General features: G+C 60.4%; 27 protein-coding genes. 14 read left to right on the forward strand and 13 right to left on the reverse strand.

Features of this window, described 5'->3' with window-relative positions; genetic code table 11:
• Window positions 1-68 precede the first annotated feature (68 nt).
• Window positions 69-401 (forward strand): DUF1294 domain-containing protein, encoded by a 333-nt coding sequence (locus tag BLU28_RS16780; protein ID WP_034496217.1) that lies wholly within the window; start codon window positions 69-71, stop codon window positions 399-401.
• On the opposite strand, the gene BLU28_RS16785 is transcribed toward BLU28_RS16780, so the two are convergent.
• Window positions 383-892: a GNAT family N-acetyltransferase gene (locus BLU28_RS16785; RefSeq protein WP_035207864.1), complete on the reverse strand. Its 510-nt coding sequence runs from the start codon at window positions 890-892 to the stop codon at window positions 383-385. The genes BLU28_RS16780 and BLU28_RS16785 overlap by 19 nt on opposite strands.
• Window positions 893-1165: 273 nt before the next feature.
• Between BLU28_RS16785 and BLU28_RS16790 the strand changes: the two genes are divergently transcribed.
• Complete coding sequence (locus BLU28_RS16790; RefSeq protein WP_035207863.1) at window positions 1166-1423, forward strand: YjhX family toxin; 258 nt, start codon at window positions 1166-1168, stop codon at window positions 1421-1423.
• Between the two features lie 65 nt (window positions 1424-1488).
• Here the strand turns inward: BLU28_RS16790 and BLU28_RS16795 are convergent, their stop codons facing one another.
• From BLU28_RS16795 to BLU28_RS16810, 4 genes are all read right to left on the reverse strand, one after another.
• Window positions 1489-1953 (reverse strand): GNAT family N-acetyltransferase, encoded by a 465-nt coding sequence (locus BLU28_RS16795; protein WP_035207862.1) that lies wholly within the window; start codon window positions 1951-1953, stop codon window positions 1489-1491.
• A gap of 20 nt (window positions 1954-1973) precedes the next feature.
• Window positions 1974-3455, reverse strand: a complete 1482-nt coding sequence (gene gatA, locus BLU28_RS16800) for an Asp-tRNA(Asn)/Glu-tRNA(Gln) amidotransferase subunit GatA (protein ID WP_004441402.1) — start codon at window positions 3453-3455, stop codon at window positions 1974-1976.
• A 54-nt stretch (window positions 3456-3509) separates the two neighbouring features.
• Window positions 3510-3797, reverse strand: a complete 288-nt coding sequence (gene gatC / locus BLU28_RS16805) for an Asp-tRNA(Asn)/Glu-tRNA(Gln) amidotransferase subunit GatC (protein WP_004441400.1) — start codon at window positions 3795-3797, stop codon at window positions 3510-3512.
• A 124-nt stretch (window positions 3798-3921) separates the two neighbouring features.
• The gene (locus tag BLU28_RS16810; protein WP_077987077.1) at window positions 3922-4626 is read right to left on the reverse strand and encodes a metal-dependent hydrolase; all 705 of its coding nucleotides are present in this window, start codon (window positions 4624-4626) and stop codon (window positions 3922-3924) included.
• An 84-nt stretch (window positions 4627-4710) separates the two neighbouring features.
• Here BLU28_RS16810 and BLU28_RS16815 point away from each other — a divergent pair, with 84 nt between their 5' ends.
• Entirely contained in the window at window positions 4711-5013 is a 303-nt protein-coding gene (locus tag BLU28_RS16815) for an alkylphosphonate utilization protein (protein ID WP_006698012.1), read from the forward strand.
• Window positions 5014-5027: 14 nt separating this feature from the next.
• Entirely contained in the window at window positions 5028-5507 is a 480-nt protein-coding gene (gene ruvX / locus BLU28_RS16820; RefSeq protein WP_006698011.1) for a Holliday junction resolvase RuvX, read from the forward strand.
• Here the strand turns inward: ruvX and BLU28_RS16825 are convergent.
• The 5 genes from BLU28_RS16825 to BLU28_RS16840 all read right to left on the reverse strand — a co-directional run bounded on the left by BLU28_RS16825 (window position 5459) and on the right by BLU28_RS16840 (window position 9380).
• The gene (locus BLU28_RS16825) at window positions 5459-5776 is read right to left on the reverse strand and encodes a DUF6105 family protein (protein ID WP_004441389.1); all 318 of its coding nucleotides are present in this window, start codon (window positions 5774-5776) and stop codon (window positions 5459-5461) included. The two genes, ruvX and BLU28_RS16825, sit on opposite strands and share 49 nt — an antisense overlap.
• Window positions 5773-5934 (reverse strand): hypothetical protein, encoded by a 162-nt coding sequence (locus BLU28_RS26360; protein ID WP_004441388.1) that lies wholly within the window; start codon window positions 5932-5934, stop codon window positions 5773-5775. Before BLU28_RS26360 ends, BLU28_RS16825 begins: the two co-directional genes overlap by 4 nt.
• Window positions 5935-6184: 250 nt before the next feature.
• Entirely contained in the window at window positions 6185-6829 is a 645-nt protein-coding gene (locus tag BLU28_RS16830) for a TetR/AcrR family transcriptional regulator (RefSeq protein ID WP_077987076.1), read from the reverse strand.
• 149 nt (window positions 6830-6978) lie between these two features.
• Window positions 6979-7590, reverse strand: a complete 612-nt coding sequence (locus tag BLU28_RS16835; RefSeq protein WP_004441384.1) for a GNAT family N-acetyltransferase — start codon at window positions 7588-7590, stop codon at window positions 6979-6981.
• A gap of 137 nt (window positions 7591-7727) precedes the next feature.
• Window positions 7728-9380, reverse strand: a complete 1653-nt coding sequence (locus BLU28_RS16840) for an acyl-CoA dehydrogenase family protein (RefSeq protein WP_004441382.1) — start codon at window positions 9378-9380, stop codon at window positions 7728-7730.
• Between the two features lie 129 nt (window positions 9381-9509).
• On the opposite strand from BLU28_RS16840, the gene BLU28_RS16845 reads away from it, so the two are divergent.
• The 4 genes from BLU28_RS16845 to dprA are packed head-to-tail and all read left to right on the forward strand — an operon-like array spanning window position 9510 to window position 13567.
• The gene (locus BLU28_RS16845) at window positions 9510-10451 is read left to right on the forward strand and encodes an aspartate carbamoyltransferase catalytic subunit (protein WP_003502441.1); all 942 of its coding nucleotides are present in this window, start codon (window positions 9510-9512) and stop codon (window positions 10449-10451) included.
• Window positions 10448-11740, forward strand: a complete 1293-nt coding sequence (locus BLU28_RS16850) for a dihydroorotase (RefSeq protein WP_004441379.1) — start codon at window positions 10448-10450, stop codon at window positions 11738-11740. Before BLU28_RS16845 ends, BLU28_RS16850 begins: the two co-directional genes overlap by 4 nt.
• Before the next feature lie 45 nt (window positions 11741-11785).
• A complete protein-coding gene (gene plsY / locus BLU28_RS16855; RefSeq protein ID WP_004441376.1) occupies window positions 11786-12403 on the forward strand; it encodes a glycerol-3-phosphate 1-O-acyltransferase PlsY in 618 nt (205 codons plus the stop codon).
• A 21-nt stretch (window positions 12404-12424) separates the two neighbouring features.
• Window positions 12425-13567, forward strand: a complete 1143-nt coding sequence (gene dprA, locus BLU28_RS16860) for a DNA-processing protein DprA (protein ID WP_060942348.1) — start codon at window positions 12425-12427, stop codon at window positions 13565-13567.
• On the opposite strand, the gene BLU28_RS16865 is transcribed toward dprA, so the two are convergent.
• Complete coding sequence (locus tag BLU28_RS16865) at window positions 13520-13753, reverse strand: hypothetical protein (RefSeq protein WP_077987075.1); 234 nt, start codon at window positions 13751-13753, stop codon at window positions 13520-13522. The two genes, dprA and BLU28_RS16865, sit on opposite strands and share 48 nt — an antisense overlap.
• Before the next feature lie 260 nt (window positions 13754-14013).
• Here BLU28_RS16865 and topA point away from each other — a divergent pair, with 260 nt between their 5' ends.
• The 6 genes from topA (at window position 14014) to rpmG (ending at window position 21663) form a co-directional block, all read left to right on the forward strand.
• Entirely contained in the window at window positions 14014-16698 is a 2685-nt protein-coding gene (gene topA, locus BLU28_RS16870; protein WP_034495748.1) for a type I DNA topoisomerase, read from the forward strand.
• Window positions 16695-19049: a ribonuclease R gene (gene rnr, locus BLU28_RS16875; RefSeq protein ID WP_077987074.1), complete on the forward strand. Its 2355-nt coding sequence runs from the start codon at window positions 16695-16697 to the stop codon at window positions 19047-19049. The genes topA and rnr overlap by 4 nt, the downstream gene beginning before the upstream one ends.
• Before the next feature lie 42 nt (window positions 19050-19091).
• A complete protein-coding gene (locus BLU28_RS16880; RefSeq protein WP_004441365.1) occupies window positions 19092-19535 on the forward strand; it encodes a DUF983 domain-containing protein in 444 nt (147 codons plus the stop codon).
• Window positions 19536-19553: 18 nt separating this feature from the next.
• Window positions 19554-20222, forward strand: coding sequence for an NUDIX hydrolase (locus tag BLU28_RS16885; protein ID WP_077987073.1), 669 nt, complete (start codon window positions 19554-19556; stop codon window positions 20220-20222).
• 17 nt (window positions 20223-20239) lie between these two features.
• A complete protein-coding gene (locus BLU28_RS16890) occupies window positions 20240-21406 on the forward strand; it encodes an MFS transporter (RefSeq protein ID WP_006698003.1) in 1167 nt (388 codons plus the stop codon).
• Window positions 21407-21495: 89 nt separating this feature from the next.
• Window positions 21496-21663, forward strand: a complete 168-nt coding sequence (gene rpmG / locus BLU28_RS16895) for a 50S ribosomal protein L33 (protein ID WP_003496403.1) — start codon at window positions 21496-21498, stop codon at window positions 21661-21663.
• An 889-nt stretch (window positions 21664-22552) separates the two neighbouring features.
• Here the strand turns inward: rpmG and BLU28_RS16900 are convergent.
• Together BLU28_RS16900 and BLU28_RS16905 are read right to left on the reverse strand one after the other, a co-directional pair.
• A complete protein-coding gene (locus BLU28_RS16900) occupies window positions 22553-23923 on the reverse strand; it encodes a PleD family two-component system response regulator (RefSeq protein WP_004441356.1) in 1371 nt (456 codons plus the stop codon).
• Window positions 23924-23941: 18 nt separating this feature from the next.
• A complete protein-coding gene (locus tag BLU28_RS16905) occupies window positions 23942-24313 on the reverse strand; it encodes a response regulator (protein ID WP_003521498.1) in 372 nt (123 codons plus the stop codon).
• Between the last annotated feature and the right edge of the window lie 76 nt (window positions 24314-24389).

Raw genomic sequence — 24389 nt, forward strand, 5'->3', positions numbered from 1 at the left:
CGCGACGGCCGGAATTTTCGAAGACATCGGATACGCGTTTTTTACCCTTATAGGTTTCAATTCACGCCATGCAAACGATCGCTCTCTGCTTTCTGGCTTATATCGCCTTCAATCTCTTCGTCTTTCTTGTCTATTGGTGGGACAAGGAAGCGGCGAGGAATGGCGGATGGCGTATCCGGGAAAGCACGCTGCTTTTGCTCGCGCTCGTGGGTGGCAGTGCGGGCGCGATCTCGGCGCAAAGGTTGCTGCGGCACAAAACCCGCAAGGAACCGTTTCGCAGCAAGCTGATATCGATCGTCATCTTGCAGGCGGGCCTCGTCGCATCGCTCCTCATCACGCCGGACTGGCCGATGCGGCTGATGGCCACTCTACAAACCCTGTTTCAGAACGCCGGCCCGTAAAGACCACTCTCGACCTCAGCCAGTTGCTTCTGCAGGCCCACCGATTGCACCTCGCGGTCCAGCTTCGGCGCATAGGAAACCGAGAGCCAGCGAATGCTATAGCCATGGTAGCGGAAAAAGGCGACGGCCGGTTCATTCTGGGCATGGGTTTCAAGCCGTATGGTCTCGAAGCCCTTTTCCTCTATCAGTCGTTCGATGTCGCCCAGCAGGCGGCTGCCGACGCCCCTCCGCTGAAACTCCGGATCGATCCAGAAGTCGGAAATCGCCTCGTTAAAATACTCCCGCGCGGCCCAACCCGCCACCGAGCCGCCCAGTTCCGCGACGCGGATGGCAAGCCAGGACGAGCGGGTGAAATTGGAAAAGGCGCTCGCCGCATTGTCGTAAAGCGTCGGTGTGATGCCGAGAGCCGCGGTTGCCTGCCGCCACGCCCTGAGGCCGATGGCCGCCAGAACCTCCGCTTCCTGCTCATACGCGTTGCGAATGACGATCAAGCCGCGCCCTCCTTGGCCGTTTGAAGTAAACCATTGCGGGTGCGATTCGACCAGCGTGGTTTTCCCGCTCCCTGCGGGACTTGACCGCGCCGGTTTGGCCCATTACCCAAAAGGAGCAAGAACGGAGTTTTTATGTTCGCTCAATCGGAGTCCCGGTAAAGGCCCTGCCCGCAAGTTTCTTGCGCGCCGGGCCAAATGAAACCGAGCCGGATGCCCTAACGGCACCCGGGTTTGCTTTCACGCGTCTAGAAGACGCCGACCGGACTTCCAACAATGGACATTTCCCGCACCGAACAGCGCATTCTTCACCTGCTCGCCCAGGGCGGCAGAATTGAACTCGTTCGAGACGACGCCCGCAAAATTGAAAAACTTTCGCTCTTCACGCGCGAAGGATGGATTTTCAGCGGCCTCGATCTCCTCACCTTCCGCAAGCTGAAACGGAAGCGAGCCATCGCCTCCTCCGGTGGCAAGCCCTACCGCATTACCACGCGCGGGCTGGAACTTGTGAGGGGTGAGCTGGACAACCGATAAACTGACCGGGCGGCGGGAATGCCGTCGCCCGGCATTTCGCGACGCGGCAGCGGCGGTGTAACAAGTTAAGAGAGCATTTGCTCCAGCTTCACCTTCTCAAGTTCGACTTTCATGATGTCGGACCATTCCATGCCGCGCCAGACGATCTGAAAGCCACAACGCTCATAGAGACCGATGGCAGTGCGATTTCTGGCATGAGTGTCGATGGTGGCAAGCGGCAGGCCCGCAGCCCGCATCCTGTCGAGAAAGTGGAGGATCAGCGCTTTGCCAATCCCCTTGCCCTGCCAGTTCGGGTCCACCCACAGATCGGAAATATGATGAGGCTTGGCATCGCAAGCGCCCCAACCGACGACAACACCGTCGATTTCGGCCACGACGACATCACCGGTCGGAGACTTGGCGAAGCTTTCGAATTCGCCCCTCACCCGCTCGATGACATGGGAATCGAGATAGGCGGCGTCGAAGGCTTCACCGGCACGCCATGCGGCAAAACCGACAAAGCCGACCGCATCGCGATCGGCTTCGTTCATCTGTCTAAGCTTGAAACTGCTTACCACCACTTGGCAGGCGTGAACTTGCCGGCTGCCTGCTCGATGGCGTGGGCCGTCTTGAACAGCGTTTCTTCTTCGAACGGCTTGCCGATGAGCTGCAGGCCAAGCGGCAGGCCCTTGCCATCAAGACCAGCAGGCACCGAGAGGCCGGGAAGACCGGCCATGTTGACGGTGATGGTGAAGACGTCCTGCAGGTACATCTTGACGGGATCGGAGGCGAGCTCCTCATCACCGACCGCGAAGGCGGAAGACGGCGTGATCGGCGCCAGAATGGCGTCCACACCCTCGTGGAAGACGTTTTCGAAGTCGCGCTTGATGAGCGTGCGGACCTTCTGCGCCTTGAGATAATAGGCGTCGTAATAACCGGCCGAAAGTACATAGGTGCCGACCATGATGCGACGCTGCACTTCCTTACCGAAACCGGCGGCGCGGCTTTTTTCGTACATGTCGGCAATGTCCTTGCCGTCGACGCGCAGGCCGTAGCGGACGCCGTCATAACGGGCAAGGTTGGACGAGGCCTCTGCCGGTGCGACGATGTAATAGGCGGGAAGCGCATATTTGGTGTGCGGCAGCGAGATGTCGACCACCTCTGCACCGGCGTCGCGCAGCCATTCGACGCCCTTGGCCCAGAGCTTTTCGATTTCGTCAGGCATACCGTCAACGCGGTATTCCCGGGGGATACCGATCTTCAGGCCCTTGAGCGATTGACCGATGGCCTTTTCGTAATCCGGCACAGGAAGGTCAACCGAGGTCGTGTCCTTGGCGTCGACGCTTGCCATGGTCTTCAGCAGGATGGCCGCGTCGCGCACGTCGCGGGCAATCGGGCCAGCCTGATCGAGCGACGAGGCGTAAGCGACGATGCCGAAGCGCGAGCAGCGGCCGTAAGTGGGCTTGATGCCGACGGTGCCGGTGAAAGCCGCCGGCTGGCGGATGGAACCGCCGGTATCGGTTGCGGTGGCGCCGGCGCAAAGATGCGCGGCAACGGCTGCGGCCGAACCGCCCGAGGAGCCGCCAGGCACCAGCTTCTGCTCGGAACCATTGGCGCGCCACGGGTTGATGGCCGGGCCGTACCAGGAGCTCTCATTGGACGAGCCCATGGCGAATTCGTCCATGTTGAGCTTGCCGAGCATGACGGCGCCCTGATCCCAGAGGTTCTGGGTGACGGTGGATTCGTATTTCGGCTTGAAGCCATCGAGGATGTGCGAGCAGGCCTGGGTATGAATGTCACGCGTTGCGAAAAGGTCCTTCACGCCGAGCGGAATACCTTCCAGCTCACCCGCGGAACCGGCAGCAATACGGCCGTCGGAGGCTTTCGCCATCTCACGCGCCTTTTCGGGCGTCGTCGCCACATAGGCGTTCAGCGCACCGTTGGCGGTGTCGATGGCGGAGAGATAGGCGTCGGTGAGCTCAAGGGCGGAAAATTCTTTCGCCTTCAGCTTCTCGCGGGCTTCGGCAATGGTCAGGCTCGTCAGGTCGGTCATGGTCGGCAACGGCTTTCGAAAATCTCGGAAAAATCGGGCGGCAAGATGGATCGATTACTCGACCACTTTCGGCACCATGAAGAAATTGCGATCGGTCGCGGGCGCGTTGGCGACGATGTCGTCCGCCTTGTCGCCATCGGTCACCTCGTCGGCGCGCTTCTTCATCGCCACCGGCGTCACCGACGTCATCGGCTCGACGCCATCCACATTCACTTCCGAAAGCTGCTCCACGAAACCGAGTATGCCATTCAGCTGGCCGAGCATGTTCTGTGCTTCGTCTTCAGTGACAGCGATACGGGCAAGGCGCGCAACACGCTTTACGGTGGCGAGATCGACGGACATGGTTTTACTCCGATGGGATATTTCCCATTCGCTATAATGACCATGTCCGTCCTTCGCAACGGTAGAAAGCATGTCGCGGCTAACTCGGCGGCGGTTTTGCGCTCACGACATGCGGCGTTGACGCTTAGAAGGACAGGACGTCGCCCGCCCTGGGTGTATGGACGCGCGCTTCGGCGCCTTCCATGCCGGCCACGAATTTCTCCGGCGTCTGGTCGATTATCGGGAAGGAGCCGTAATGGCAGGGAAGCACGTGCTGGAACTTGAAGAAGCGCTGGCAGGCAAGCGCCGCCACAGCTCCGCCCATGGTAAAGCGGTCACCGATCGGCACGAGACCGATATCAGGCTGATGCAGTTCATTGATGAGCTTCATGTCGGAGAAGATATCCGTATCGCCCATATGGTAGACGGCCGGACCGTCCTCGAAATGCAGCATCAGGCCGTTGGCATTGCCGAGCGAATGGGAAACGCCGTCCTCGGTGATCTGGGCGGAGGAATGCAGCGCATTGGTGAAGGTAACCGAGAAACCGTCAAAATGAACGGTGCCGCCGGTATTGCCCATATCGACCTTCGCAACACCCTTGGCGGAAAGCCACGCGGCTAGATCGGCATTCGCCAGCACGGTCGCACCCGTCTCGCGGGCAAGCTGCACGGTATCTCCGACATGGTCGCCATGGCCGTGGGTCAGCAGAATATGGGTGACGCCTTCGGTTGCAGACTTGCCATCCTGCCCTGCAAAACCGGGGTTGCCGGTGAAAAACGGATCGATGAGAATCTTCGCGCTGCCGTTTTCCAGACGGAAGGCGGAATGGCCGAGCCAGGTGATTTTCATGGGAAGTTCTCCTTTGTATTGCCGGTATAATATGACATAGGACGGCCGGAACAACCGCACTACCTGTATTTAAGAGGGGCGACAATGGCCGCTGACAATGACGATTATGTGTACGACGAAGCGACCGGCGAATGGCGCCCTGCTTCCGAACTGGCCGCAGAAGCGGCACGCGCGAAGGAAGTGCACGATGCAGCAGGCAATGTGCTCGCCGATGGCGATTCCGTGACCTTGATCAAGGATCTGAAGGTCAAGGGCACCAGCACCGTCATCAAGCAGGGCACGGTCATCAAATCGATCCGACTGACCGATAATCCGGAAGAAATCGATTGCAGGCATGATGCGGTGAAGGGTCTGGTGCTGCGCACCGAATTCGTCCGCAAGCGATAAGGACAGCACGCGACATGGCAACACTCACCATCGAGGAACTGGCGGCAACGCTTCAGCCCGCGCAGGCAATTGCCGGCCTCGACCTTGGTACGAAAACCATCGGGCTCGCCATGTCGGATCTGTCGCGGCGTTTTGCGACACCGCGCCCCGTTATCAAGCGCGTGAAATTCACGCTGGATGCGGAAGTGCTGCTGGCCTTCGCTGAAAAGGAAAAGGTCGCCGCCTTCATTATCGGCCTGCCGATGAACATGGACGGCTCCGCCGGGCCCCGCGTGCAGGCAACCCGCGCCTTCGTGCGCACCATGGGCGAAAAAACCGCACTGCCCTTCGTTTACTGGGATGAGCGGCTTTCGACCGTTGCGGCAGAGCGCGCGCTTCTCGAAATGGATGTGTCTCGCGCCAAGCGGGCCGAACGCATCGATTCGGCGGCGGCGAGTTTCATTCTTCAGGGTGCGCTGGACAGGCTTTCCGCACTCACCCGCGCGGCCGACTGACGGCCCTGCCACCAGGCGTAAATCTGCCTGCGCTTGCGGAAACCGAGAATCGCAAAAACGATCAGGCTGTCGACCGCAATGGCACGCGCTACCAGCGGCGGCAGGCTTTCCGGCGGAAGTCCGAGAATATTCCCGTATATCTCGAAGACGAGATCGTGGGTCTGACGTGTGAGCATGTAGAAGCCGAAGCTCATGTCGTAATAGGAAAGCCAGTACCAGCTGCCCAGCAGCGCGACAGGACCGGCCCAGAGGATCAGAAACCACTTCATGCCGCCTGCCCCCGCACAAACAGTGTATCGGGGATGCCAGCAAGCACCGCCCAGCGCGCCACGGCCATCAGGCATAGGTTCAGCGCCGGCACGTCGATATCCAACGGCAGCATAGCAAAAAACGTCATCATGACGCCCAAAGCTGTCCAGCGGCTCACTTGCGGCTCCCTTATGCGCAGTCATTGCGCATGGTTAACATTTCGTTAATCCACACTGGACCGGCCGCGATGGAGAGGCAAATGAAAGCTGTGATTATGGTTAACGACGGGCGGCCGGCATGTGGAAAACAACGTGACCGGCTGAACGGACGGACGCGCCGAGCGGTTGCCGGCCCGGTAAGAACATGGCTGATTTTTCTTTAATGCCCAGCTTCCAGCGCGGCTGCCTGGGCCCGTGTCTGAGACCGGTTCAGCCGTAAACGCCCCGCACCAGCCTTTTTACGGCAGTGGCGATCTTGTCCCAGTCCCGATCCGATTTGAGCGCAACACCGGCAAACTGGCCGCTGGTGGCGGCGGAAATCACGAGGTGCTGGATGGCGGCGAACAGCACGGCATTGACGGCGGCGGTATCAACACCCTTCGGCGCTGCCAGCGAACCGCGCATGCGCTCCAGCCATTTGCCAAGCGACTTGGCACGGGCTTCCGCCAGCTGGCGCACCTGCGGCGAGCCGTCGGAAACTTCCCAGGCGATGATCTTGCAGACAAGAGGATCGCTGCGCAGCGCATCCATGAAGTAGAGCGCCAGCTTCTCCATCAGATCACCATAGGTCAAAAGGAACATGCCGCCGGTATCTTCCGGAATGCGATCCTTCACCCAAGACCCGAGATCCTCACCGATCGCCTCAATCAGACCATCGAGGCCGCCGAAATAACGGTAGATCAGCTGCTTGTCGCAGCCGGCACGGCGAGCAACGGCATTGATCCCGAAGCCCTGAAATCCCTCTTCGGAAAGCAGCGACCGCGCCGCATTAAAAATCGCCTTCTCGGTCTGAGCGCGATCCTTGATGCGCTTTTCCGGTCTGTCGGCTGAAATCGCCTCTGCGGTCGCCAGCATGATTCCCTACCCGTTTTCTGAAAGGCCTGACTACACGGGTTAACAAAGCATGAAGGCAAGGACAATGTGATGGGAAGATTGGACGGAAGGTTCCTGTGGATGAAGCAGCGGGGCCAACAATATCGCCCCGCATCCTCAGCGTGAGCCGCTCACTCCAACCCCATGCCAAACCACACGCTGCCGGGCGTTTCGTGGCTGTCCAGACGCTTGAAACCTCGGGTTTCCCAGAAACGCATTCCGGCCAGGTTGCGTTCGCTGGCGCCGAGATGGATGCCGTAGACGTTGTTCTGTCGGGCCATATCCAGCCAGCGCGACAGGAGCCGGGTGCCGCCGCCCTTACCCTGCGTGCGTGGCAAAAGGTTCATGTGTATGTGGGCGGGGAACGGATCTGTGAGCCAGGCCGGCGTGCGGCGTGGGTGGTGAATGAAATGGGCGCGGCGCTGGTCGGCGTCCCATGTCTGCTGGTCGCCCCCAGGATCGGCATAGATGGCGCGCAGATGCGGCCACCATTCCCGCTCCAGTCGCTCTTCATGCAGGGCCGTATCGAGCGCGCCGACGATGTAACCGCAGACGCCTTCCTCATCCTCGGCAACGAATACAGCATCCGGCCACAGATGCAGATAGGGCACGGAATAGATATGCCCCACCATGCGGCCATCGTTGTAAAGTGGCGTGGCATCCTGCCCGGCGTCGCCGGTGGCGAGGCTTATGGCATAGAGCGCGTCTTCATCCTCGGAACGAGCGGAGCGAAAAGTCAGCATCGGCCGCCATCCTCCATTGCCGCGCCTCGATGTGCGAAGCTATCGTGACAGACAAGAATACGTCCTAGGCCATTGCTGTTTTTCAAATCCGAGACCCCTCCCGCCGGAACTGTAAATCCTTCATCCGCATCCATCGCTCAAGCTGCAGGAGGATAAAGAAGATCGATTATATAAGTCGGATCGAAGCGGGAATCGAGCATGCCGTAAGTATGCCGCCAGCCACCGGCAAGCCGGGTTTCGAGGAAGGCATCGGCAATCTTGCCGGCGCCGAGGCGGCAAAGCTCGGCGGCAGCGGCCGCAAGCGCGAACTGCTCCACCAAAAGGCGAGCCGCACCCTCGTCACGCTCGGCGAGTGCGATTGCGGCGCGCAGGACGTCCGTTGTCTTCTTGCCAGCAGGTCCGAGATCACGCTCCAGCGTCTGGAAGACGAGATCGAACAGGTCCTTGCCGCGCTGAAGAACCCGCAGGACATCCAGCGCCATGACGTTGCCGGAGCCTTCCCAGATGGCATTGACGGGCGCTTCGCGATAGTGGCGGGCAATCGGCCTCTCTTCCACGTAACCATTGCCGCCAAGGCATTCCATGGCTTCGTAGATAAGCGCCGGCGCAATCTTGCAGCACCAGTATTTCACGATCGGCGTCATCACCCGCGCATAGGCGGCCTCGGCCGGATTGTTGCGGGCGGCATCAAAAGCACTCGCCAACCTAAAGGACAAGGCGGTCGCCGCAGCGACGTCCAGCGCCATGTCGGCAAGCACGCGCGTCATGATCGGCTGGGTGACCAGCATCTTGCCGAAAACGGAGCGTCCGCGGGCGTAGTGCACGGCTTCGGCAAGCGAGGCGCGCATCATGCCGGCCGACGCCAGCGCGCAATCGAGCCGCGTCAGCGTCACCATGTCGAGAATGGTGCGGATGCCGCTGCCGGGATCGCCCAGCAGATAACCGAACGCATCGGTGAATTCGACTTCGGCCGACGCATTGGAACGATTGCCGAGCTTGTCCTTCAAACGCTGGAAGTGCAGGCCGTTTTTCGAACCGTCCTCGAGATAACGCGGCACGAGGAAACAGCCCATGCCGTCACCCATCTGGGCCAGCATGACAAAACCATCGCTCATCGGCGCAGACAGGAACCATTTGTGGCCGGACAGGCGATAGATGCCCTCGCCCACCCGCTCGGCGGTGGTGCGGTTGGCGCGCACATCAGTGCCGCCCTGCTTTTCCGTCATGCCCATGCCGATGGTGACGGCAGTTTTCTGCAAGGCCGGCTTCTGTGCAGAATCATATTTGCGCGAGAGGATTTTCGGCGCCCATTCCTTCTGCACACGCGGAGACGCCATGATGGCGGCAACGGAAGCGCTGGTCATGGTCAGCGGGCAGAGATGACCGGCTTCCAGCTGCGAGGTCAGGTAGAACTTCGTCGCGCGGGCCTTGTGCTCGTTACCGCGCGTGTCGGGCGAGTTTTCCCACACGCTGGAATGCAGGCCCGAGGACATGGAACGGCGCATCAGCGCGTGCCATGCCGGGTGGAATTCCACCTGGTCCAGACGCTCGCCCCGGGGGCCGTGTGTGTGCAGCTGTGGCACGCCCTGGTTCGCCATACGCGCCAGTTCTTGCGCCTCATGCGAGGTGACATAGCGGCCGATCTGATCGAACTCGTCCCTCAGATTGCGTGACAGGCCGGAGGTCAGATCGACGATCAGCGGATCGGAACGATAGGCGTTGATACCGGACCAGAGGCTGGGCTGGTTCAGTTCGGCGAGCTGTTCTTCTGTCCGGTTCATGCCTGTCATTCGCATCCTTCTATCGGGATTCGTGCTTTATTGCGTGTATATGCCAAAACCCGGCTTATCGCATGCTTGCCCGCAACGCCACCTGTCTTTATAGACCCGTTGACTATTGCGACCCGGAGGACAATTTCCATGGTCTTTTTTCCCCATCGCCATCTCCTCGGCATCAAGGGGCTTTCCCATCAGGATATTACCCTGCTTCTCGACAAGGCTGATGAGGCGGTGAAAATCAGCCGCCAGCGCGAGAAAAAGACCTCGACGCTTCGGGGCCTGACACAGATCAATCTCTTCTTCGAAGCTTCGACGCGGACGCAATCCTCCTTCGAACTTGCCGGAAAGAGGCTTGGCGCAGATGTGATGAACATGTCGGTCGGCAATTCCTCGGTGAAGAAAGGCGAAACGCTGATTGACACGGCGATGACGCTGAATGCCATGCGCCCGGATGTGCTTGTCGTGCGCCACTCCTCGGCCGGTGCCGCAGCGCTTCTCGCCCAAAAGGTCGCCTGCTCCGTGGTCAATGCCGGCGACGGCCAGCACGAGCACCCGACGCAGGCGCTGCTCGACGCGCTGACCATCCGCCGCGCCAAGGGCGAGCTTTCAGGTATCACCGTAGCGATCTGCGGCGACGTACTGCACTCGCGCGTTGCCCGCTCCAATATCATCCTTCTCAACCAGATGGGCGCGCGGGTTCGTGTCGTCGCCCCGGCCACGCTTCTTCCTTCGGGCATTCGCGACATGAGCGTGGAAGTCTTTCACGACATGAAGGAAGGGTTGAAGAATGCCGATGTGGTGATGATGCTGCGCCTCCAGCGTGAGCGCATGTCCGGCTCCTTCGTTCCTTCAGTGCGCGAATATTTCCATTATTACGGTCTGGATGCCGAAAAGCTGAAGGCGGCCAAGGAAGATGCGCTTGTCATGCATCCCGGCCCGATGAACCGCGGCGTGGAAATCGCCTCCGAAGTGGCCGATGGCCCGCAGAGCGTCATCGAAAGCCAGGTTGAAATGGGGGTCGCCGTGCGCATGGCCGTCATGGAAACCCTGCTTGTCTCGCAAAATCAGGGTGAGCGCGTATGAGTGCCGTTACCGTTCTCAAGAACCTCCGCATCGTCGATCCCTCCCGTAATCTCGACGAGAACGGCAGCATCGTCATCGGCGCCGATGGTACCATTCTTGCTTCAGGAAAAGACGCTCACAATCAGGGTGCGCCCGACGGTGCGACGGTGCGCGACTGCAAGGGTGTCGTGGCCGTTCCGGGTCTGGTGGATGCCCGCGTCTTCGTGGGTGAACCCGGTGCCGAACACCGCGAAACCATCGAATCCGCATCGCGTGCGGCAGCGGCCGGCGGCGTCACCAGCATCATCATGATGCCTGATACGGATCCCGTGATTGATGACATCGCCCTTGTCGAATATGTGAAGAAGACGGCGCGTGACAAGGCAATCGTCAATGTGCATCCGGCAGCCGCCCTGACCAAGGGTCTGCGGGGCGAGGAAATGACCGAATTCGGCATGCTGAAGGAAGCCGGTGCGGTGGCCTTCACCAACGGCCGCAAGGCGCTGTCCGATACGCTGGTGCTGCGCCGCGCCATGACCTATGCCCGTGAACTCGGCGCTGTCATCGCGCTCGAAACCCGCGACAAATATATCGGCGGCGGCGACATGAACGAGGGGCTTTTCGCGAGCTGGCTCGGCCTGTCAGGCGTTCCCAAGGAAGCCGAGATCATTCCGCTGGAGCGTGACCTGCGCATTGCCGGCCTGACGCAGGCGATCTACCACGCCGCCAAGATTTCCGTGCCGGAATCGGCAGAGGCGATCCGGGTTGCGCGGCAGCGGGGCGTGAAGGCCACCTGCGGCATCTCGATCAATCACCTGACGCTCAATGAAAACGATATCGGCGAATATCGCACTTTCTTCAAGCTCTCCCCGCCGCTGCGCGCCGAAGACGACCGCAAGGCAATGGTGGAAGCGCTGAAGGACGGCACCATCGATATCATCGTCTCCTCGCACGACCCGCAGGATGTCGATACCAAGCGGCTGCCGTTTTCGGATGCTGCGAGCGGCGCTGTCGGGCTCGAAACCATGCTGGCGGCGGCGCTGCGCCTCCACCACAGTGGTGAAGTTCCGCTGATGCGGCTTATCGATGCGCTCTCCACCCGCCCGGCCAAGATTTTCGGTCTCGATGCAGGAACGCTGAAAGCGGGTGCCCAGGCCGATATCACCCTGATCGACCTCGACGAACCGTGGCTCGTGGCCAAGGAACAGCTGGTCTCGAAATCCAAGAACACGCCGTTCGAGGATGCCCGGTTCAGCGGTCGCGCCATCGCCACTTATGTGGCTGGCAAAGCCGTTCATTCCTTGGCATAAGATCATCAACAGATCACGCGGCAGGCGGGACAGAGGGGACATTGAATGAGTGCTTTGACTGACTGGCAGACCGCGCCTGCCCTTCTCGCGCTTTCGGCGCTGATCGGCTATCTGTTGGGCTCCATTCCCTTCGGCCTCCTCCTGACCCGCATGGCCGGGCTGGGCGACGTGCGCAAGATCGGTTCCGGCAATATCGGCGCGACCAACGTGCTGCGCACCGGCAACAAGAAGCTCGCAGCCGCGACCCTGTTGCTGGACGCACTCAAGGGCACGGCGGCAGTTCTGGTCGCCAATGCGCTCTGGGGTTATGAGGCCTCCCTCGTAGCCGGTTTCTTCGCCTTTCTCGGCCATCTCTTTCCAGTCTGGCTGGGCTTCAAGGGCGGCAAGGGCGTGGCAACCTATATCGGGGTGCTGCTGGGCGCCGCTCCGCTGATGATGCTGGCCTTCGCGCTGATCTGGCTCGCGACCGCCTTCATCACCCGCTATTCGTCGCTCTCTGCGCTCGTGGCAATGCTGGTCATCCCCGTTGCCCTCTGGGTCCTCGGACCAGAAAAAACAGCGCTGCTCGTGACGCTGCTCAGCGTGATTTCCTGGTGGAAACATCGCGAGAACATTGCCCGGCTGCTGGCGGGCACCGAAAGCAGGATCGGTCAAAAGGGCTGAGGCCGTCCCGGGGGATATGCCATGCCGCATGAGGAAACGACACGGCAGGGCATAGAGCTTTCCGCGCGGCAGCGGGTGGCGTGGCTACGGTTGATCCGCAGCGATAATATCGGTCCCGTCACCTTTCGCGAACTTATCAATCATTTCGGCAGCGCTGAAAAAGCGCTGGATGCGCTGCCCGAACTGTCGCGCCGTGGCGGTTCGTCGCGCAGTCCGCGCATCGCAACACAGGCAGAGGCGGAACGGGAGCTTGAGGCGGCCGAGAATTTCGGCGCGCGTTTCGTCGGCATCGGCGAACCGGATTATCCGCCGGCCCTGCGGCATGTGGACGGCGCGCCGCCGTTGATCGCCATGAAAGGATCGGCGGATACGGCGACGAGAGCCTGCGTCGGCATCGTCGGTTCGCGCAACGCTTCGATCAACGGCGCAAAATTCGCCGCCATGCTTGCGCGCGACTGTGGCCGCGCCGGTTATACGATCGCCTCGGGGCTGGCGCGCGGCATCGATGCGGCGGCCCACAGGGCGAGCCTTTCAACGGGCACCGTGGCAATGCTGGCAGGCGGTCTCGACCGGCCCTACCCGCAGGAAAATTTCGGACTTTTGCAGGAGATATACGATCAGGGCGGCGCGACGATCAGCGAAATGCCTTTCGGCTGGGAGCCGCGCGCCCGGGATTTCCCGCGGCGCAACCGGTTGATCGCGGGCGTGTCACTCGGCGTCGTCATCGTCGAGGCGGCGGAGCGTTCGGGCTCGCTGATCACGGCGCGGCTTGCCGGTGAAGCGGGACGACTGGTGTTCGCCGTGCCCGGCTCGCCGCTCGACTTGCGCTGCGAAGGCACGAACCGGCTGATCAAGGAAGGTGCCATGCTGACTACGGGAGCGGCCGATATTCTTGATGCACTGCGACCATTGATGGAGCCGCAATTGCCCAATGACCGGAAGATCGAGGAACCGCAGCAGGACGCTGAAATGTCACCACCGGGAGACGACGAGCGCAGCATCATCGCCGCTGCTCTCGGTCCCTCGCCTGTGGAGATCGACGACATCATCAGACACACGGGTTTCTCCGCCGCCACCGTTCATCTGGTGCTGCTGGAGCTCGATATTGCCGGGCGTCTAAACCGGCACGCCGGGGGGCGCGTGTCGCTCTTCATCGCGGATTGAGAGTTTGCGCCTTCCGCTCTGGATATCACCGACTTCGACATAGGCCATCTCGATGAGATAGCACAGCATATCGGCACCTTCCCGGTGGGCCACCTGCCGCAGCTCCGCCAGCATCTGGCGGATGTAAGCCAAGTTCTCCCGGGTCCCCTCATTATCGGCATTATTGTTTGTTGCGTTCGGGACCATATATTTATCCTGAGAATGCCGGACTGAAACGAAGAGCGTCAAGTAGATTCAAATGATGTTGCCCATCATAACCAATTTACCAAAGATTGCAATACAACGATAGATTATCCATAGGTTGTAGTCGTCTCAAAGCGAGAAAATCGGGCTTGCCTCTTGACCAGCGGGCATTACCTGTCCATGTCGAATTATAAAGAAGGCCAATTGCGGCAATAGGCTGCAACCGGGGCCACGTTAACGGACCAGTTCCAGAGAAGAACAATATGAATGTCGTCGTCGTAGAATCTCCTGCCAAAGCCAAGACGATCAACAAGTATCTCGGCTCGGGCTATAAGGTTCTTGCATCCTTTGGCCACGTCAGGGACCTTCCTGCCAAGGACGGATCGGTGTTGCCTGACCAGGATTTCGAAATGTCCTGGGAAGTTGACAGCGCCTCCGCCAAGCGCATGAAGGATATTGCCGATGCGGTAAAATCCTCCGACGGCCTCTTTCTGGCAACCGACCCGGATCGCGAAGGGGAAGCCATTTCCTGGCATGTTCTCGATCTTTTGAAGAAGAAGCGGGTTCTCGGCGACAAGCCGGTGAAGCGCGTCGTCTTCAACGCCATCACCAAGAAAGCGGTGCTGGACGCGATGGCGAACCCGCGCGACATCGATGTGCCGCTGGTGGACGCCTATCTCGCCCGCCGAGCGCTCGACTATCTCGTCGGCTTCAACCTCTCTCCGGTTCTGTGGCGCAAGCTGCCGGGTGCGCGTTCGGCCGGCCGGGTGCAGTCCGTGGCGCTGCGTCTCGTCTGCGATCGCGAATCCGAAATCGAGCGTTTCGTTTCCGAAGAATACTGGAACATCAGCGCACTTTTGAAGACACCGCGCGGTGACGAGTTCGAGGCTAGGCTGGTTTCGGCCGATGGCAAGCGATTGCAGAACCGCGCCATCAAGACCGGCGACGATGCGAACCGGCTGAAAGCGCTGCTCGAAGGCGCGACCTACGTGGTGGATAGCGTCGAGGCGAAACCCGTCAAACGCAATCCCAGCCCTCCCTTTACGACCTCGACGCTGCAGCAGGCGGCTTCTTCGCGGATGGGCTTCGGCGCCTCGCGCACCATGCAGGTGGCGCAGAAGCTTTATGAAGGCATCGATATCGGCGGCGAGACCGTCGGTCTGATCACCTATATGCGTACCGACGGCGTGCAGATGGCCCCGGAAGCGATCGATGCTGCGCGTAAGGCTATTGGCGAGCAGTTCGGTGGCCGTTACGTGCCGGAAAAAGCGCGTTTCTACTCTACCAAGGCCAAAAATGCGCAGGAAGCGCACGAGGCGATCCGCCCGACCGATTTCAACCGCACACCGGATCAGGTGAAGCGTTACCTCGATGCCGACCAGCTGCGCCTTTACGAGCTGATCTGGAAACGCGGTATTGCGAGCCAGATGGCGTCAGCCGAAATCGAGCGCACGACGGTTGAGATTCTTGCCAGCAACGGCGGCGAGAAGGCTGGCCTGCGCGCTGTCGGCTCGGTTATCCGCTTCGACGGCTTCATTGCCGCGTATACCGACCAGAAGGAAGATGGCGAGCAAAGCGATGATGGTGACGACGAAGGCCGTCTGCCGCCGATCAATGAGCGCGAGAACCTCGCCAAGCAGAAGATCAATGCCAGCCAGCACTTCACCGAGCCGCCGCCGCGTTATTCGGAAGCGTCCCTGATCAAGAAGATGGAAGAACTCGGCATCGGCCGTCCTTCCACCTATGCGGCGACGCTGAAGACGCTGAGCGACCGCGAATATATCGTCATCGACAAGCGCAAGCTGGTGCCGCATTCGCGTGGCCGGCTGGTGACGGCTTTCCTCGAAAGCTTCTTCACCAAATACGTCGAGTATGATTTCACCGCCGCCCTTGAAGAAAAGCTCGACCGCATTTCCGCCGGCGAACTGGACTGGAAGCAGGTTCTTCGCGATTTCTGGAAGGATTTCTTCGCGCAGATCGAAGATACCAAGGAACTGCGCGTCACCAACGTGCTGGATGCGCTGAACGAGGTTCTGGCGCCGCTGGTGTTCCCGAAGCGCGAGGATGGTTCCGATCCGCGCATCTGTCAGGTTTGCGGCACCGGCAATCTGTCGCTGAAGCTCGGCAAATACGGTGCCTTTGTGGGTTGCTCGAACTACCCTGAGTGCAACTATACCCGCCAGCTGACCTCCGATGGCGCGGAAGCTGAAGCCGCTGCTCTCAACGAGCCGAAGGCGCTGGGCGCTGATCCCATGACCGGCGAGGAGCTGACGCTTCGCTCCGGCCGTTTCGGGCCCTATATCCAGCGCGGTGACGGCAAGGAAGCCAAGCGCTCCTCGCTGCCGAAGGGCTGGAAGCCTGAGGATATCGATCACGAAAAGGCGTTGGCGCTCATCAACCTGCCGCGCGATATCGGCAAGCACCCGGAAACCGGCAAGATGATCTCGGCTGGTCTCGGCCGTTACGGACCTTTCCTGCTGCATGATGGTTCCTATGCGAACTTGGAGAGTATCGAGGACGTGTTCTCGATCGGCCTCAACCGCGCCGTGACCGTGATTGCTGAAAAGCAGAGCAAGGGTCCGGGACGCGGCCGTAGCGGCACGCCCGCTGCTCTCAAGGAGTTGGGCGACCACCCTGATGGCGGCCCGATCACCGTTCGTGACGGGCGCTACGGCGCCTATGTGAACTGGGGCAAAGTCAACGCCACCATTCCCAAGGGGCAGGATCCTGCATCCGTGACGCTGGACGAGGCGCTCGTGTTGATCGCCGAGCGCATTGCCAAGACCGGCACCGGCGGCAAGCCCGCCAAGGCCAAGAAAACAACCGCCAAGAAGGCCGATGGTGACGCCGCTGCAAAGCCGAAGGCGACCAAGGCCAAGGCGGCGACAAAGAGCAAGACGGCCGCCAAGCCGAAGGCAGCGGCCAAACCCAAGAAGGCAGCAGAGTGAGCAAAGCGCCGCGTCAGAGACAGGGTTCCGCCAGCGACGGTTTCGGACGCACCGGGCGCGGCAAGCGGGTGAGCGAAGGTGAAGGCATCATCCACGGCGAGGTGCCTTCGCGTGAAGTGCTGCTGAAATTCATCGCAGACCATCCGCAACAGGCCTCCAAACGCGAAATTGCCAAGGCTTTCGGGCTGAAGGGTGAAAACCGCGTTGTCCTCAAGGCGCTGCTGAAGGAACTTGAAGTCGACGGCATGGTGCACAAGAGCCGCAAGTCGCTGACGCGACCGGGCGGCCTGCCGCCTGTGACGGTTCTCGACATCACGACCCGCGACAAGGACGGCGAACTGATCGGCCGCCCGGCGGAATGGCTTGAGGATTTGGGCGCAGCGCCGGCCGTGCTGATCCGCCAGTCCTCGCAGGACCGTGGCAAGAAGGCCCCGGCCGCCGGTCTCGGCGACCGTATTCTCGCGAAAATCTTCCCTTCGAAGGAAAGCACCGGTCCCGCCTACACCGCCCGCGTCGTCAAGCTGATCGACCGCCGCCAGAATGCACTGCTCGGCGTGTTCAAGGAGACGCCCGGCGGCGGCGGACGGCTGATGCCAATCGATCGCCGCGGCGAGGAAATGGTCATCGATCCCGATGGCGTCGGCGATGCTAAGGATGGCGATCTGATCGAGGTCGAAACCTCGCGCAACAGCGGTCGTTACGGCCTGACGCGTGCTAAGGTTCTTTCGGTCATCGGCTCCGTCGCCTCGGAAAAGGCGATCTCGATGATCGCAATCCACGCCCACGGCATCCCGCATATATTCCCGCAGAATGTTCTTGCCGAAGCGGATGCGGCCAAGGCAGCGACGATGTCCCACCGCGAGGACTGGCGCGACCTGCCACTCATCACGATCGATCCGGCCGATGCCAAGGATCATGACGATGCGGTCTATGCCGAACCGGACACATCGCCCGACAATCCCGATGGTGTCATCGTCACCGTCGCCATTGCAGATGTCTCCTGGTATGTTCGGTCGGGTTCGCCACTGGACCGCGAGGCGCTGAAACGCGGCAACTCCGTTTATTTCCCGGATCGCGTCGTACCGATGCTGCCGGAGCGTATTTCCAACGATCTCTGCTCGCTGAAGGAAGGCGTCGACCGCCCTGCCCTTGCGGTGCGGATGACTTTCTCGAAGGAAGGCCGCAAGGCCGGCCATACCTTCCATCGGATCATGATGAAGAGCGCCGCCAAGCTCTCCTACCAGCAGGCACAGGCGGCGATCGACGGCAAGCCCGACGACAAGACTGGACCGCTGTTGGAGCCGATCCTCAAGCCCCTGTGGCACGCCTATGAGGTGATGAAGCGAGGCCGTGACCGGCGCCAGCCGCTGGAACTCGACATGCCCGAGCGGAAGATCAAGCTGCGCCCTGACGGCACCGTCGACTCCGTGGTCATTCCCGAACGTCTCGATGCGCACAAGCTGATCGAAGAAATGATGATCCAGGCAAATGTCGCCGCCGCCGAGACGCTGGAAAAAAAGAAGCAGCCGCTGGTTTACCGTGTCCACGATGCGCCCACGCTTTCCAAGCAGGAGGTGCTGCGCGAATTTCTCGGCACGATCGGCATTACCATGGCCAAGGGTGCGGCCATGCGCGCCAATTCCTTCAACGGCATTCTGGCACGCGCTCTCGACACGCCGCACCAGATCATGGTCAACGAGATGGTGCTGCGCAGCCAGAGCCAGGCTATTTACAGCCCCGAAAATATCGGCCATTTCGGCCTGAACCTCATGAAATATGCCCATTTCACCTCGCCGATCCGCCGGTATGCCGACCTCATCGTGCATCGCGCGCTGGTGGGTTCTCTGGGGCTAGGCGAAGGCGGCATCACGCCACAGGAAGAAGCGACACTCGACGATATCGCCGCTGAAATCTCGACCTTCGAGCGCCGCGCCATGGCGGCCGAGCGCGACACCGTCAACCGCCTGATCGCCCATCATCTTTCCGAGCGGGTCGGCGAGGAATTCGAGGGCCGGGTCGGCGGTGTCACCAAGGCGGGACTATTTGTCGCGCTTCCGCAGTTTGGCGCTGATGGTTTCGTTCCTATATCTACACTCGGAACGGATTATTTCCTGTATGACGAAGCCCATCAGGCTCTCACGGGGGAAAAGACCGGTCTTGGTTATCAGCTTGGCGACACGGTGCAGGTAAGGCTCGCGGAAGCGGTGCCGCTGGCGGGTGCGCTCAGATTCGATATGCTGAGTCCCGGGCGGAAGATGCCGGTGGGCGTGCGCTCGTTCCACAAGGCCGGACGGCGGACAGCACGGGCTGCCGCCAAGCCCGGAACACGGCCGCCGAGAAGGCGACGATAACAAAGCCGCCTCAGCGGTTGAACGGACGGGAAGGACTTAAGGATGAGTGCACATCAGGGCTCGGAGACAGTTACCTTCGGAGACGATAGCGCCGAGCGGCCCCTTGGCCGGTCCATCATGCGCGGCATGGCCAATCGCTGCCCGGCCTGTGGCAGCGGCCGCCTCTTCCGCGCCTGGCTGAAGCCGGTGGACGCCTGCGCGGCCTGCGGCGAGGAAATGCACCATCATCGATCGGACGACCTGCCACCCTATATCTCCATCGTCATCATCGGCCACATCGCGGTCGGCGGCTTCATGATGACGGACATGGTTCTAAACATTCCCATGTGGGCTCATTTCGCCATCTGGGTACCAATCACAATTCTGGCCGCGCTTCTGACGCTGCAGCCCATCAAGGGCGGCGTCATCGGTCTGCAATGGGCGCTGCGCATGCATGGCTTCGACGGGAAAAAACCGCAGATACAGATAGACGGCTCCTCGCACTGACGCGCGCGGGTCTTGTACATGCCCCGGCATTCCACCAAGGCGGAAGCGGCAAGCGCCCCATTGCGGCCGCGCGATGCCGCCTCCCTCATTCTGTTCGACCGATCCGGCCCGACGACACGGGTGCTGATGGGCCAGCGCAGCAGCGCCCACGTCTTCATGCCCGGCACTTATGTCTTTCCAGGCGGCAAACGCGACCCGCGCGACCATGCGCTGCCCTTTTCCGGCGATCTGCATCCCGCTGTCCTTGACAGCCTGACGGCGTCGGCTTCGCGGCGCCTGAGCGTCGCCGGGGCAAGGGCGCTGGCGCTTGCCGCCGCGCGCGAACTTGTGGAGGAAACCGGGGTCGAGCTCGGGCCGGCTGCTGAAGGTCCGGACCTCTCCTGTTTTCGCTATGTGGCGCGCGCCATAACACCGCCCGGCAATGTCAGGCGTTACGACACGCGATTCTTTTGCTGTTATGCCGACGAATTGCGGCTGGATATCCGGCTAACCCGGGATTCCGAAGAGCTTCACAACGTGCAATGGCTTGACATGACAGACCTTTCCGGTCTGAACATGCCGAAAATCACGCGTACGGTTCTCGAAGATGTCACAAATTTCATGATAGGTGATCCCTCACTGCCCTATGAAAGCCCCGCGCGGCTTTATGTCACGCGCCACGGCCGGTTCATTCGAGACTTTGTATAAAGGCCGTCATGTCACAAATGAAATGCGAAGAAGCGGATGCCATTCACTGGCCCTCACTGATCGCCGCCATTTCCGCCATCAGTGCGGTCGGCGTCGCCATCGGCCTTGGCCTGCCGCTCCTGTCGATCATCCTTGAGAAACGCGGCATCTCCTCCACCATGATCGGGGTGAACTCGGCCATGGCCGGCGTCGCGGCCATGATGGCGGCCCCGGTGACCACCAAGATCGCGCATGATTTTGGCGTGGCCCGCACCATGTTGTTTGCGGTTTTCATCTCCGCGCTGAGCGCGCTCGGCTTTTATTTCGCCGATGCTTTCTGGATGTGGTTTCCCCTGCGAATCGTCTTCCATGGCGCAACCACCACGCTCTTCATCCTCTCCGAATACTGGATCAACATGACGGCGCCGCCGAAGAAGCGCGGTATGGTTCTCGGCATCTACGCCACCGGCCTTGCGGTCGGTTTTGCCGTTGGTCCGCTTCTGTTTTCGGCGGTTGGCAGCGAAGGCATCCTGCCTTTCCTCGTCGGGGCGGCAATCATATTGCTTGCGGCAATTCCCATCTTCATGGCGCGTGGTGAGAGCCCGGAACTGGACGAGCGGCCCAACCACCATTTCGTCCGTTATGTCTGGCTGGTGCCGATGGCATCAGCCGCCGCTTTCGTCTTCGGCTCGGTACAGGCAGGCGGCCTTTCGCTGTTTCCGATCTATGCCACCAGGGAAGGCTTCAACGAATCGCAGGCGGCCCTTCTCCTTACCGTGATGGGCATTGGCAACATGGTCTTCCAGATACCGATCGGCCTGCTTTCGGACAGGATGAAGGACCGGCGGACGATGCTGGGCCTGATGGCCCTTGCCGGCGTCTGCGGCACGCTGGCCCTGCCGTTCCTGGTGGAAAGCTGGATCCTGGTGGCGGCACTGCTGCTGTTCTGGGGCGGCCTCGTTTCCGGCATGTATACGGTCGGCCTTACCCATCTCGGGTCGCGTCTGAAGGGTGCCGACCTGGTGGCCGCAAATGCCGCCTTCATCTTCTGTTACGCCATTGGTACGATCGCGGGGCCGCAGGCCGTGGGCATTTCCATGGACGTCGCCGGAACCGACGGCTTCGCTTGGTCGCTGGCGGTATTTTTCGGGCTCTACGTGGTCCTTTATGCCGTCCGTTTTGTTTTCAGGGCAAAACAGGCTTGACTTTTCAGGCGCGATACGTAGTTTCGCGCCAGATTTAGCCGAGGTGAGAAGCGCCTGCGGCTTCTCTTTTGTTTAAAGGCAGGACGACCATGGCGAAAGCTACAACAATCAAGATCAAGCTGCTGTCGACAGCCGACACCGGTACCTTCTACGTCACCACCAAGAACAGCCGTACGTTCACGGACAAGATGACTAAGACGAAGTACGACCCGGTTGTACGCAAGCACGTCGAATTCAAGGAAACCAAGATCAAGTAATTTCTTGATCGGTGTTCCGGCAAAAGCGCGCCCCCACGGGCGCGTTTTTTGTTTATGCGGATACAGGCCATTCGCTCAGCAGAACGCCCTGTCGACACGGCTTCACGCCTGGCCGGCTGCCCCACCTGATTCTCTCCGCCGCGCCGGCGACAACATATGTTGCAGGTTTGATACCACTGCCCCCCGTCAGCGGCCACAGGCCGTCCGATTGCCCGGCGGGGCAACTGAAAACGCCGACGGCTACCCCTACGATGCGGAACGTGATTGTAAGAGAAAGCGACGGCGTGTCGACTTCACGGCGTTGGGAATGCCGCCGATCTTTTCAAAGCGAGCGATGCTCCAACGCATCAAGCAGGGAATAAGGCGGCCGGCCAACGATGCGTTACGGCACGAGGAACCGAATCGAACATCGTCAGCCGACCGACCCCACGATTCAGGAGATGCGGCGGACCTGAGCATCATGGGGCATTCAAACTACGCAAAACCAGCCCCTGACAAGCGAAACCGCAGCGGCACACGCCGCTCTCATTCCATCATCAAAAGACGGAAGAACCGCCGGAAGAACTGTTACTCTCAACAAGGAGTGTGCGCAGAAGTAAAATAAAAATCAACAAATTCTTAAGCCAGCGACAAGTCACCTGAAAAACATGGTTAAATATACAACGCTGGCACACTATAGTTTTTCACGAGATTGAATTCAATATATTTTTCAACTTGAAATCTAGTTGCCTCGCGCGATTTCGCCTTTTCATTGCATGAAGTTAAAATACAGGCGAAGTCAGGGACTTGGCTCCTAAAGGCCGGGCTTTCCTTTACCGTTTTCTTGAGACGTCCGAAATTATTTTGGACGGCGGTGCAATTCTCCCGCACCGCTACTTCGCAAAGCCGTTCAGGCGGCCGCCGATACGACGCGGTTTCGGCCGGCGTGTTTAGCCTCGTAAAGCGCCCTGTCAGCCTGCCTCAGCAGTTCGTCCGGCGTTCCAAAGGCGCCGCTGCCGGATGCTATGCCGAGCGATGCCGTGATGCTCAGTTCACGATCGATGGAACGGACGTAGAAAGGCTTGTCTTCCACGATCGTCCGCAGGCGTTCGGCAACGCTCGCAGCAAGCTCTATCGGCGTGTCCGGCATGACGACGACAAATTCCTCGCCGCCGTAGCGGCAGGCGAGATCGGCGCCGCGGACCGTGCTGCGGATGCGTGCCGCAAATTCCCGCAGGACTTCGTCACCCACATCATGACCATAGGTATCATTGACCAGCTTGAAGCGGTCTATATCGGTCATGCAGATGGAGATCGGGCGGCCGCGGACAGCAGCGCGGTCGAAGAGTATCTTGAGATGATTGTCGAGGTAACGACGATTGTTGAGGCCGGTCAGGCCGTCAACGATGGCGAGCTCCATGGTGTGCTGGAGATTGAGCCGCAGATGTTCATTGTAGCGTTTGCGCCTGATCTGCGTCAGCGATCGGGCAACGAGTTCGTTGGGATCGATCGGACGAAGGATGTAATCGTTGACGCCGAGATCCAGCGCGCGCGCCACCATGTCGTCGGCCCCCTGCTCCGCCACGAGGAGCAACGGAAGGAAACGGGTCCGCTCCAGCGAGCGAAGCTGCGAGCACAGTCTCAGCGGATCGTAATCTTCGAAATTCGAATTGACGATGACAAGCTCGAAGGGATTGCCTGTCGCCTTGAGCAGGGCCGCCTGCGGCTCCGTGACGGCATCCACCTCTGCCACCGGCTTCAGCGCCCGAACGATGCGCTCCTGCGAGCTGGCGCGGCCATCCGCAACCAGAATCCGGCCCGGCGTCTGCATCAGCCCATCGCTGCGCAGCATCTCTTCGATGCCAATCTGACGGGCCGCTTCAGCGCGCACGCGCAATTCGTCGCTAACGGCCTTCAGGCGCACCAGGCTTTTGACGCGGGCGATCAACTGCAGGTCATTGACCGGCTTGGTCAGGAAATCATCGGCTCCAGCCTTCAGACCCCGCACGCGATCCGAGGGCTGATCCAGCGCCGTGACCATCACAACGGGGATATGCGCCGTATCGGGATTGGCTTTCAGCCTTTCGCAGACTTCGAAACCATCCATGCCCGGCATCATGATATCGAGGAGGATGATATCGACCTGCTCTTTATCGCAGATGGCAAGCGCCTTGAAGCCATCCTCGGCGGTAACGACATCGAAATACTCCGCCACCAGCCGGGCCTCGAGAAGCTTCACATTGGCCGGAATATCGTCAACAACCAGAACTCTCGCCGTCATAACCGTTCCCCAGTCGCCTCACGCATCGCCCAGATAAGTCTTGATGACTTCAATGAACTTCGGGACGGAAATCGGCTTCGACACATAGGCCTCGCATCCCCCCTGGCGAATGCGCTCCTCGTCTCCCTTCATGGCGAAAGCGGTGACCGCGATGACCGGAATGACATGCAACTCGTCATCTTCCTTCAGCCACTTCGTCACCTCCAGCCCCGAAACCTCCGGCAGCTGGATATCCATGAGGATCAGATCCGGCCGGTGCTTGCGGGCGAGATCGAGCGCTTCCATGCCGTTGCGTGTCTGGATCGTCGTATAACCAGACGCCTCGATCAGGTCGCGAAAGAGCTTCATGTTCAGCTCGTTGTCTTCGACTATCATGACCTGCTTGGGCATGGTGAGCAGTCCCCGTTTCGCTTTGAAACCTTCACCCAGACATATAAGTTGGCTGAGAACCGATTCCATCGTCCAT

Source organism: Agrobacterium pusense, from assembly GCF_900102105.1.
Taxonomy (GTDB): Bacteria; Pseudomonadota; Alphaproteobacteria; order Rhizobiales; family Rhizobiaceae; genus Agrobacterium; species Agrobacterium pusense.

Bases quoted from the DNA above. Each gene is read 5' to 3' on its own strand.
- BLU28_RS16780 (WP_034496217.1), top strand. From the start codon at position 69: ATGCAAACGATCGCTCTCTGCTTTCTGGCTTATATCGCCTTCAATCTC.
- BLU28_RS16790 (WP_035207863.1), top strand. From the start codon at position 1,166: ATGGACATTTCCCGCACCGAACAGCGCATTCTTCACCTGCTCGCCCAG.
- BLU28_RS16795 (WP_035207862.1), bottom strand. From the start codon at position 1,953: ATGAACGAAGCCGATCGCGATGCGGTCGGCTTTGTCGGTTTTGCCGCA.
- gatA (WP_004441402.1), bottom strand. From the start codon at position 3,455: ATGACCGACCTGACGAGCCTGACCATTGCCGAAGCCCGCGAGAAGCTG.
- gatC (WP_004441400.1), bottom strand. From the start codon at position 3,797: ATGTCCGTCGATCTCGCCACCGTAAAGCGTGTTGCGCGCCTTGCCCGT.
- BLU28_RS16810 (WP_077987077.1), bottom strand. From the start codon at position 4,626: ATGAAAATCACCTGGCTCGGCCATTCCGCCTTCCGTCTGGAAAACGGC.
- BLU28_RS16815 (WP_006698012.1), top strand. From the start codon at position 4,711: ATGGCCGCTGACAATGACGATTATGTGTACGACGAAGCGACCGGCGAA.
- ruvX (WP_006698011.1), top strand. From the start codon at position 5,028: ATGGCAACACTCACCATCGAGGAACTGGCGGCAACGCTTCAGCCCGCG.
- BLU28_RS16825 (WP_004441389.1), bottom strand. From the start codon at position 5,776: ATGAAGTGGTTTCTGATCCTCTGGGCCGGTCCTGTCGCGCTGCTGGGC.
- BLU28_RS16830 (WP_077987076.1), bottom strand. From the start codon at position 6,829: ATGCTGGCGACCGCAGAGGCGATTTCAGCCGACAGACCGGAAAAGCGC.
- BLU28_RS16835 (WP_004441384.1), bottom strand. From the start codon at position 7,590: ATGCTGACTTTTCGCTCCGCTCGTTCCGAGGATGAAGACGCGCTCTAT.
- BLU28_RS16840 (WP_004441382.1), bottom strand. From the start codon at position 9,380: ATGACAGGCATGAACCGGACAGAAGAACAGCTCGCCGAACTGAACCAG.
- BLU28_RS16845 (WP_003502441.1), top strand. From the start codon at position 9,510: ATGGTCTTTTTTCCCCATCGCCATCTCCTCGGCATCAAGGGGCTTTCC.
- BLU28_RS16850 (WP_004441379.1), top strand. From the start codon at position 10,448: ATGAGTGCCGTTACCGTTCTCAAGAACCTCCGCATCGTCGATCCCTCC.
- plsY (WP_004441376.1), top strand. From the start codon at position 11,786: ATGAGTGCTTTGACTGACTGGCAGACCGCGCCTGCCCTTCTCGCGCTT.
- dprA (WP_060942348.1), top strand. From the start codon at position 12,425: ATGCCGCATGAGGAAACGACACGGCAGGGCATAGAGCTTTCCGCGCGG.
- BLU28_RS16865 (WP_077987075.1), bottom strand. From the start codon at position 13,753: ATGGTCCCGAACGCAACAAACAATAATGCCGATAATGAGGGGACCCGG.
- topA (WP_034495748.1), top strand. From the start codon at position 14,014: ATGAATGTCGTCGTCGTAGAATCTCCTGCCAAAGCCAAGACGATCAAC.
- BLU28_RS16880 (WP_004441365.1), top strand. From the start codon at position 19,092: ATGAGTGCACATCAGGGCTCGGAGACAGTTACCTTCGGAGACGATAGC.
- BLU28_RS16885 (WP_077987073.1), top strand. From the start codon at position 19,554: ATGCCCCGGCATTCCACCAAGGCGGAAGCGGCAAGCGCCCCATTGCGG.
- BLU28_RS16890 (WP_006698003.1), top strand. From the start codon at position 20,240: ATGAAATGCGAAGAAGCGGATGCCATTCACTGGCCCTCACTGATCGCC.
- rpmG (WP_003496403.1), top strand. From the start codon at position 21,496: ATGGCGAAAGCTACAACAATCAAGATCAAGCTGCTGTCGACAGCCGAC.
- BLU28_RS16900 (WP_004441356.1), bottom strand. From the start codon at position 23,923: ATGACGGCGAGAGTTCTGGTTGTTGACGATATTCCGGCCAATGTGAAG.
- BLU28_RS16905 (WP_003521498.1), bottom strand. From the start codon at position 24,313: ATGCCCAAGCAGGTCATGATAGTCGAAGACAACGAGCTGAACATGAAG.